Annotated in this window: 6 protein-coding genes; 1 reads left to right on the top strand and 5 read right to left on the bottom strand. The window is 44.1% G+C overall.

Annotated elements, in window-relative coordinates; genetic code table 11:
* The 4 genes from JWR61_RS15995 to JWR61_RS15980 all read right to left on the bottom strand — a co-directional run.
* Positions 1-755, bottom strand: a 755-nt coding sequence (locus JWR61_RS15995) for an ABC transporter transmembrane domain-containing protein (protein WP_301928751.1), incomplete at its 3' end; no start/stop codon positions are given.
* A gap of 359 nt (positions 756-1,114) precedes the next feature.
* Positions 1,115-2,998: a gliding motility-associated C-terminal domain-containing protein gene (locus JWR61_RS15990; protein ID WP_290338608.1), complete on the bottom strand. Its 1,884-nt coding sequence runs from the start codon at positions 2,996-2,998 to the stop codon at positions 1,115-1,117.
* Between the two features lie 500 nt (positions 2,999-3,498).
* The gene (locus JWR61_RS15985; protein ID WP_301928750.1) at positions 3,499-3,726 is read right to left on the bottom strand and encodes a hypothetical protein; all 228 of its coding nucleotides are present in this window, start codon (positions 3,724-3,726) and stop codon (positions 3,499-3,501) included.
* 6 nt (positions 3,727-3,732) lie between these two features.
* Complete coding sequence (locus JWR61_RS15980; protein ID WP_301928749.1) at positions 3,733-4,884, bottom strand: NAD(P)/FAD-dependent oxidoreductase; 1,152 nt, start codon at positions 4,882-4,884, stop codon at positions 3,733-3,735.
* A gap of 244 nt (positions 4,885-5,128) precedes the next feature.
* Between JWR61_RS15980 and ligD the strand changes: the two genes are divergently transcribed.
* A complete protein-coding gene (gene ligD, locus JWR61_RS15975) occupies positions 5,129-7,891 on the top strand; it encodes a DNA ligase D (protein ID WP_301928748.1) in 2,763 nt (920 codons plus the stop codon).
* Between the two features lie 178 nt (positions 7,892-8,069).
* On the opposite strand, the gene JWR61_RS15970 is transcribed toward ligD, so the two are convergent.
* Positions 8,070-9,608 carry a carboxylesterase/lipase family protein gene (locus JWR61_RS15970; protein ID WP_301928747.1) on the bottom strand — a complete coding sequence of 513 codons (1,539 nt, stop codon included), beginning with the start codon at positions 9,606-9,608 and terminating at the stop codon, positions 8,070-8,072.
* Positions 9,609-9,653: the final 45 nt, after the last annotated feature.

The following is a 9,653-nucleotide window of genomic DNA, read 5'->3' as shown; positions in this document are numbered from 1 at the left end:
GCCACAAACCATTTCCAGTCATTGATTTTTACGCTGCGGTTAAACGAGGGAAAAACATCTTTTACTTTTTGGAGTACACTGCCTTCCATTCTTTTTTCAAGCCTTAAAGTAATAACCGTGATAATATTTGAAAGGCTATCGAATAAGGTGCTGGAAACGATGTGCTCCTTCTCATTCTTGTCATCAACTGCCTGCATAAATGGTTTATCAAACCTAAAGATTAAATAGACTGTCAGTGCCCCAATGAGTACGCCAACGGCACCAAACAATGGTGAGAAATAAATCATGGCGATAAAGGAAGACAAAAATTTAGTGAGTGTGTACAGGTACATAAAACCGTTCTGAAAAAAATCTTTCAACGCCTCATAGGCTTTACGGATACGATTGATGGTAGCGCCGCTATGGTGATCCTGGTGCCATCTCACCGGCAGGTGCAATGTTTGATGATACAATTGCTGTAAAAAATTGCGGCTTAAGTTAAACGCCAGCTGGCGTTCCATAATTCTTGCTGGTCCGTGAAAAGCCCATTCGGCCAGTTTAAGTAACATAAATATGCCGGCATACCACCAGGCGTATTGTAATTTGTCGATACCTTGTTTTTGTACTGCGTTGATAAACCAGCCATAGAGCAAAGGGTTCATGGCTGATACAACACTTGCCAAAATAAACAACGTATAAATGCCGACATACCTTTTCTTTTCCTCCCGGGCGTAACGCCAGGCAGTTTTCATCAGTGATATATAAGGATTGGACATAATGCTGCGGTTTCGATTGTATTAAGCGTTACTCCAAATTAATTTTTATACAGTTCCGGAGTAATTTCAAATATACTGTTTTCAGCCAAAGACAAAGGGAATGATTTCACACAACTCAGCCACCTGGTTGCACGCAACAAACCAAAGAATACATCGTATACAACGAAATACAACTCGTTTTTTAAGCAACTAAAATCAGGGAAACAGAAGTGGCCACAACGGACAATTTCCGGGTGACCGTTACTTTCTTTTTCCTCTTTGTGTGAAATAAGCGGAAGGCCTCACTTGCCAATGTGCAACACTGTAGCTATTGCATTTTTTGTGCACTTTGTGTGAAATAACCCGGTGATTTTAATTATTTATCTGAGCAACACGGTAGTTCCTTTTCTTTGAAAAATATGTCCGTCCACACCGGTACATTCCAGCATCCAGACCAGTGTTTGCGGATCCTGCGGTACCCCTTTAAAAATACCATTCCATCCAAGTCGCTCCACATTCGTTTCAAACAACAGGTTACCTGCCCGGTTGAAGATTCTGAAATAAGTAATGCCTTTTACGCCCCGCAATACCGGCCGTAAAATATCGTTGTTGCCATCACCATTGGGTGTAAAGCCGGAAGGGACATAGATCTCGACGTTCTTCACCGTTTTAACAAGCTGGGAATCTACCGTAACACAACCTGCCGCTGTATGCATTTCGATGGCATACAATTGTTCGGTGGCACTGGTAAAATTGGGTGTATAGCTTGCAGGATTATCCAGCCAGATCGCTGGTTTCCAAAGTACCTGGTTGCCGATATGTCTTGCTTCCAGCGGCAATGTTAAATTGATAATGGCATATTTTACAGGGTATGTAATGGGCGGTACGGGTTGTTCTATCAAAATGGTTTGCTTGGAAGTTGACAGCGTACAGCCGTCACTGTTTTGCAACACAGCGTAGTAGGTGCCGCTTTCTGCCACATGATACGCTGTGATACCCGTGGCATCAATGGCGACATTATCCCTATACCATTCTATATGTTGCGTGGAAGTTATTTTTAAAACAGCGCTGTCTCCATATCCAAAACAAAATGCAGCCTTGCCGGCCAATCTCAGCGTGGTATCAACAGCTGACGATTTAATAACCACCGCATCGGAAGTTTTACACCCGCCACCCACGCTGCTGGCAGTCAGCGTGTAGGTAGTAGTTACCCCGGGCGCCGCTATCGGGTTGGATATTTCAGGGTTGCTCAGGCCTGCAGCCGGGCTCCAGCTGTATATCAACTCCTGCCGGGGCGGGCTGCCGATGGTTATCCCCGCTGTATGACAATACAAGGCGTCATTTCCCGCATCAGCGCTCAGCTGAAGCGTATCTTTCAACAGGGCCAGCAATACCTTCGGGCATCCATAGCCGTCATAAGGATCCAGCTTGAGTGAAATGCTGGTGCCGGATGGAGGCGGTGGCTTTAATACCAGCGTGGGGCCTTTACCTAACACCCTTGTCAATGCGCTGTCATACCAGGTATAGCCGGCGTACCCCGCCGGCCCTGTTACGTGCACCACTGAATCGCCTTTACAAAAAGCAGCTCCTACAAAACTGCCACCACAGTCTGAATCTACATCGATATATGCATATCCAAAATGCCTGCGAAATGTGCAGTCTGCCGTTTTAAAAAACAAGCGGATCTGCTTACCGGCGTTGCCGGACAAATCCACGGTTACAGTGGACCATTTTTTATAAAGGACTGTAATGGTATCCACAACGTTCGATACCTCAAAGCCGGGCAACGAAGACCCCACCGCAATAAACGAAAAAGAGCCGCAATTAATAACACTGTTCTCCGAAACATTGGTAACCTCTACTTCCATGCGGGGTTGTTCATTGATGCGGTGATTGGGCGATTGAAATACAACCGCGTAGTGAAATGTGACCGAATAAGAATTGCTATTTTCCGGAACTGTAAAATCATACGATACGCCTTCGGCCTGGCCGCCAGCCTCCGTGCTTCCAAGCCTGATGGAATGACCGCTCCCATTAGGACACAACACCGGAAAACCGCCAAAGGGATCAAGCTGGCTGTTGTTGCCACTATACATGGTATGATGCTCAGAAACAGGCCCTGATACCCTGCTGAGTGAAATTACATTTTGGTCGCCAACAGCCGAGGTGCGCCCGAGCCAGCAGGTCCAGTTGGCAAATGTGCCTGTTTCAAAATCAATATTTACCGGGCAGCTTTGGGCGCAAACAGTGGTGCCTGTACACATGCATATTGCTATTATGTATAGTGGCGAAAGAAAATTCCAAAACCATCGTTGGCTTTTATACCAGGTTTTAAAATGCGGCACTTGTTAGTTTTATGTTCTTAAAGATAAAGCAAATTCAACTGCGAAATTCTTAGTTTTTATTGCCGAAAATCCCTATTTTACTGGTAGTCTGCGCAAAAAAGGCACAAGTACTTCCTGTAGTAAGATGTCATTTTTGAATGTTGAATAAAATATGCCTGAACTCAATTTTCTTAAAAAAGTGCTGCTGCGTTTCACAGGCTGAGATGCATGTTTTGACCAGAGGGTTGGGATTGAATTAAGCGGTTTCCGCCAGTGGTTTTCCTGATAATGAAAAAGGCTTCCCCGGTAATACGTATTGTTTTTAAAAACCGTTGCCTCGCAAAAAATTTGCACACAATGTAATTTTAACTATCCTGCCGGATAAAATGCTTTTTGTGTAGCTGCCGGTGAATGACCTGCCGGTTTCTTTCAACATAAAATTATTCCCGTTTCCACTCATATGGCGGATGATGCTGTGAAATGTATGTGCCAAGACCTTTTGAGGCCTGCGCCAGTTGTTTAAGGATATCGGTAGTCTGCTTGCCGCAACTTACATAGGAATACTTATATACCGGGTGGTGATTAAACTGAATGATGATATGATCGGTTCCAATATCATATCCTGTTACGCCTGATTGTTTACCGCTTTTGCTGATGTACTTTTTCATTGCAACTCAATTGTGGTGCGAATTAATAGTGCCGGCTGCAACTTTTACGGCAATGCCGGCAGCAATTTTTTGCGCATCCCGGCTTATTGTACGTATCTGCCCGGTGGCCGCAATCCTGTATCCGCAGAAATATAAACCATCTTTACCGAAGTACTTTTGCTTATCCAAAGGCAATCTTGCATCCGCAATCCGGCCAGGTTCAAAATTAGCCATCGCACTGCTTTGCATGCTATAGCCAATAGCAGCAATAATAGCATCGAACACCTTCCGTTGGCCATCTGAAAAACAGACCGTGTTGCCATCAATATAATCAATGCCGCTATAAACCTGGATATGGCCCTTGCGGATATGGCCGATGGTACCAATATCCAGCAAAGGTATTTTAGCGTCCCTGGCAATTTGTTCAAATGGTCCATACGACATTTTTTTTAGCCCCAGCTTGGTGATGTCGCCCAACACCAAACGCAATAGCGGTGCACTGACAGCATCGGCAATACGCGGCGGAAGATGACTTAGCAGTAAGCTTATTTCCAGTACAGGGATGCCCATTATATCACGTGGTATCACGTTCACCGGCGAGCGAACAGCCAGGGATGGCATGGCACCCTGTTCATACAAATCAATGGCTATTTCGCAGGCTGAATTACCAAAGCCCACTACCAATACTTTTTTTCCTTTATAACCGCTTCCTGTTTTGTACGCATAACTATGCACAACTGTACCGGTAAAAGTTTCCATCCCTTTAAAATTTAAAGGCTTGGGATGGCCAAAGGCACCCGTCGCCATCACAAGGTATTTTGATTGAAAAATTTCAGTAGCTGTTTGCGTAACCCAGTTATCTCCCACCCTTTTAACCGATGTCGCTTCGGTATTAAAAATGGGTTCGATGTTAAACTCTTTTTGATAAGCGTCTGCATAATGGATTAACTCTGCACGGGATGGATAGCGGGGAATACCAGGGCCATATTTTTTAAAAGGCAATGCTGAAATTCTTTTATTGGTATGCAAATGCAAACGGTGATAATGGTTGCGCCAGGGAGCAACTGATTCCTTTTCTTTTTCAATAACAATATATTTTATACCCTGCTTTTGCAGGCAGGCTGCCGACGCAAGACCTGCCATACTTGCGCCTATAATCAATGTTTCAGTTTGTATCATACTCAGACAATGTAATGACAACCGTCATTACAAGTTAATTCATTTTTTCTTTTCTTTCCTGACGACGATGACTAATGTAGTAGAAGATTTGCCTCAATTATTGCGCTTCATCAGGCAAAAATTGCAGGCAGAAAGCATTCTAAAAATGGCGTAACAATTGTTGTATGCTTGAATACACAATAAAATAAAGGCAACAATTACCGTTGCATCAATTCATTTATTACCGGCAATAAAATCATTTACCATGAGTCTTACAAAATATGAAGCGAAGCGGGATTTTACAAAAACGAAAGAGCCCAAGGCAGGTAAAAGCAGGGATAAAAACAAGCTCGCATTTGTAATTCAAAAACATGACGCCACCCGCCTGCACTACGACTTTCGCCTGGAAATGGAAGGCGTGCTAAAAAGCTGGGCGGTGCCCAAAGGGCCATCTACTGACCCTAAGGAGAAACGGCTGGCGATGATGGTAGAAGATCATCCCTTTGATTATAAAAATTTTGAAGGCCTGATACCAAAAGGTGAGTACGGTGGTGGCACAGTGATTGTTTGGGATGAAGGAACTTACGAACCGCTTGAACCCATCACCGGAAAAAAAGCACAGGAAAAACATCTGCTGCAACAACTTAAAGCCGGATCGGTAAAAATAAAATTGCATGGGCAAAAGCTGCAGGGTGAATTTGCTTTGGTTAAAACGCATGGCATGGGCGAAAACGCCTGGCTGTTGATTAAACACAAAGATGATTTTGCATCCGCAAAAGACATTACAAAAATGGATAAATCTGTTGTGAGCGGCAAGACCATTGCCAATATGGAAAAGACAAGCGAAAAAATTTGGAAGGATGGCGGCGAGAAAACCATCGAAAAGCCGGCACCGGGAAGTAAAAAAAAAGCCCCCGCAAAACGGGCAAGTCTGAATAAACAGCAGGTTGAAAAGCCTGACGAAACAGACGTAGCTGCCATTTTAAAAAAATCACCCAAATCAGCCATGCCGGCGGGTATAACGCCCATGCTTGCTACATTGGTTGATGACCCGTTTGACGACCCCGACTGGTTGTTTGAAATTAAATGGGACGGATACCGGGCGCTCGCATTTGTAAACAAGGGCAAGGTAGAATTGCTTTCCCGCAACAATAAATCTTTTGATGAAAAATTTTATGCCATTCACCAGGCATTGCAAAAATGGAAAATCAATGCAGTAACAGATGGTGAAATACTGGTGCTGAATGACAAGGGTATTTCAAACTTCGGCGATCTGCAAAACTGGCGCAGTGAAGCAGATGGCCGGCTGGTATATTATATTTTCGATTTGCTTTGGTATGACGGGAAAAACCTGATGGATCTGCCGCTGGTGGAACGCCAGGCGGTGTTAAAAGAAATACTCCCTGAAGGCGATGACACCATACGGCGGAGTGAAGTATTTGATGCCGGTGGTATCGAATTTTTTAAAGCCGCAGAAAAAATGGGGCTGGAAGGTATCATTGCTAAAAAGGCTTCCAGTTCCTATTCGCCTGGCTTACGTTCAAAGGAATGGCTGAAAATAAAAACACACCAGCGACAGGAAGTAGTGATTGCCGGGTACACAAAAAACGAAGACACTGCCAAACAATTCAGCTCACTTTTATTGGGTGTATACGAAGGGGGCGAACTGCAGTACGTCGGTAAAGTGGGCACTGGTTTTTCCAATCAGTTGCAGAAAGAAATGATGGCAAAATTTAAACCGTTGATCACAACTAAAAGCCCTTTTAAAATGCAGCCGGATATCAACAAGCCATCCCGGTTCAGGCCCAATCCCCCAACTGCAAAAGCCACCTGGCTTAAACCGCAGCTGGTATGCGAAGTGGCTTTTTCAGAAGTTACTAGCGATGGTGTATTTCGTCATCCCTCCTTCCAGGGAATGCGGATAGATAAAAAAGCCAACGATGTAGTGAGAGAAAAAGCAGTACATGCAGAAGCTGTTGTAAATGACAAGTCTGCACCGGCAATAAAAAAGACGTCATCAAAAAAAACAGCAGCTGAAAAAACAGATGCAACAACCAACCTGATTAAGCCTCCTATACAAGGCGACCGTAAAACATTGCTGAATCCAACAGAAGAAACACAGGTACGTAAAGTTTGTGGACATGAGATTAAATTTACCAACCTCAGTAAAATTTATTGGCCGGATGAGAAGATCACCAAACGGGATATGCTGAATTATTACTACCAGGTTGCTGATTACATTTTGCCTTATCTCAAAGACAGGCCGATGTCGCTCAACCGCTTTCCCAATGGCATCAGCGGCCCAAGTTTTTACCAGAAAGATATTAAAGGCAAAGCACCGGACTGGATCACAAAAACTTTTCCTTATACCACCAGTGAAGGAGAAGACAAAGAATACCTCGTGGGTTCGGATGAAGCCGTATTGTTATGGATGGCATCGCTGGGATGTATTGAAATGAATCCCTGGTTCAGCCGCGTTCAGTCGCCGGATAACCCGGACTATTGCGTAATAGATCTTGACCCGGATAAAAATACTTTTGACCAGGTAATTGAAGTGGCGCTGGAAACGAAGAAAGTGCTGGATGCGATAGATGTTCCCTCCTACTGCAAAACATCCGGCTCTACAGGTATGCATATTTATATTCCGCTGGGTGCAAAATACAGTTATGATCAGTCGCAAATGTTTGCAAGAATTGTTGTTAATATCGTCCACAATATGCTGCCCAAATTTACCAGTGTAGAACGCATGATCGCCAAACGCAAAGGAAAAATGTACCTCGATTTTTTACAGAACCGCCCGGGAGCAACCATTGCCGGCCCCTACTCGCTAAGGCCAAAAAAGGGTGCAACTGTTTCCATGCCCTTGCATTGGGAAGAAGTTAAGAAAGGCCTAACCATGCAACACTTCACTATTTTTAATACAATAGACAGATTGAAAACAGAGGGCGATCCTTTTAAAGATGTATTGAAAAAAGGCATTGACCTGGAGAAGACAATTAAAAAAGCAGAAGCCATTTTTAATGATTAGGCAGTCAATGTCGTTTACTTAAGTAAATTTAGCCCTGGGGAAAAGGTGGCCGACCTTATTAAATAACCGATAACTATAAAAAGGTCGACCACCTTCATTCGCTAAGTAGACGACATTGATTAGGCAGTATACAAAATCTGCAGTTAAATTATTGAATTCTTTGCGTTTGGGCAATCGCCTATTTGCCGGCTTTTAGTTTATCCAATAGTTCAAATTCATTTTTATACAACCCAGGTTTAGCTGTTGCGGTGGTATTTATTTCGAGTATGGTGCCTTTTGCTTTATCATAAGCATTCCATTGCGGCAATCCGTTTCCGTTCGGGTTGCCGGTTTTAATAAACTGCAGCCAGTAAGTTGACATCAGTTCCTGCACATCAAAATCAGACTGCTTCCATGGCCGGTTCCATAAATGCAGTGTATGCAAAGCAAAAGGAACTTCGGATGTGTGAAAGGCTCCGTAATTGGGAAAACCCGGCTTGTCTGTTGGAACATAACCGCCTTCATAAATAAAGGTTGGCTTTTTATTATATGCTGCCATCAGGTAGGCTGGCAGCGATGCAAAATTCAATATAGCAAGTTTTGCCTGGCTCGCCTGTGCTTCACTATCACTGCCTGCAGGGAACACTTTTAAGTAGTCGGCGGCATTGGCCCCATAATTTTCTTTGGCCTGCTGAATAAATTTTTCAGCCGTAATATCCGGTTTGCCAAACAGGCCACCATCACCTGTCACCCACCCCATCATTACAGGAACATTATTATGTTTACCCTCTTTAAATGTCTGCATAAAATCAACCGGCAATGCGTATCCGTCCAGTGTTAGTCCCATACGCATGCCGCCTAAGTCCTGGGAGGCTTTCAGTATTTCTTCTGCGGATTTATTTCTAAATTCGCTAATAGTTAAAGCACCTGCTTTTTTCTGTAACTCCAGCCCAATTTTTTCTGCCGATTGCAGCGAAGCCGGTGCAAGACCTGCCAGCAGACCACCACTCTCCAATATAGCCCCCTGGAACAGACCCTTCGCCAATGGCGAAGCCAGCAAAGCATTTACACTCATCGAACCGGCTGACTGCCCGCCTAAAGTTACCTGGTTTGGATTACCACCAAAAGCAGCAATATTTTTTTTCACCCACTGCAAGGCGGCCACCTGGTCAAGCAAGCCATAATTACCGGATGCATTGTTTTCTTCTTTTGTTAATTCAGGATGCGCCATAAAACCGAATGGGCCTACACGGTAATTGATGCTTACAAAAACAATTCCTCTTTTCGCCATCTCTTCCCCGTCATAAATGGCGCAGGCCGCCGATCCTGAATTGAATCCTCCACCATATATCCATACAAATACAGGTCGTTTTTCACTGGCTGTTTTTGCACCCGACCATACATTCAGGTACAAACAATCTTCACTTAGTGGCGCCGGGGGTGCAATAAATTCTTCTGACCAGCACAAAAACGGTGCTGGTGTTGGTTGCATGGGGCTTGCTGAAAAAGCTGTGCATTGCTTCACTCCCTGCCAGTCTGCAGCGGGTTGCGGGGCTTTCCAACGCAAGGCTCCTGTTGGCGGAGCGGCAAAAGGAATGCCTTTGAAAATACTGATATCGTTGTGGGTATATCCCCCAACAATACCGTTGGCGGTTGAAACTGTTGTTAATTGTGCAGTTAAAACATAACCGGTTAACAAGAAAAGAATGGTAGTAAAGAAAGGTTTATTAAATCGCATGACGTATGGTATTGTATGATGAAAGAATTTGTACTATTCATAACA

It is taken from the genome of Ferruginibacter sp., from assembly GCF_028288465.1.
Taxonomy (GTDB): Bacteria; Bacteroidota; Bacteroidia; order Chitinophagales; family Chitinophagaceae; genus Ferruginibacter.
This window is presented reverse-complemented; position numbering and strand designations above follow the sequence as displayed.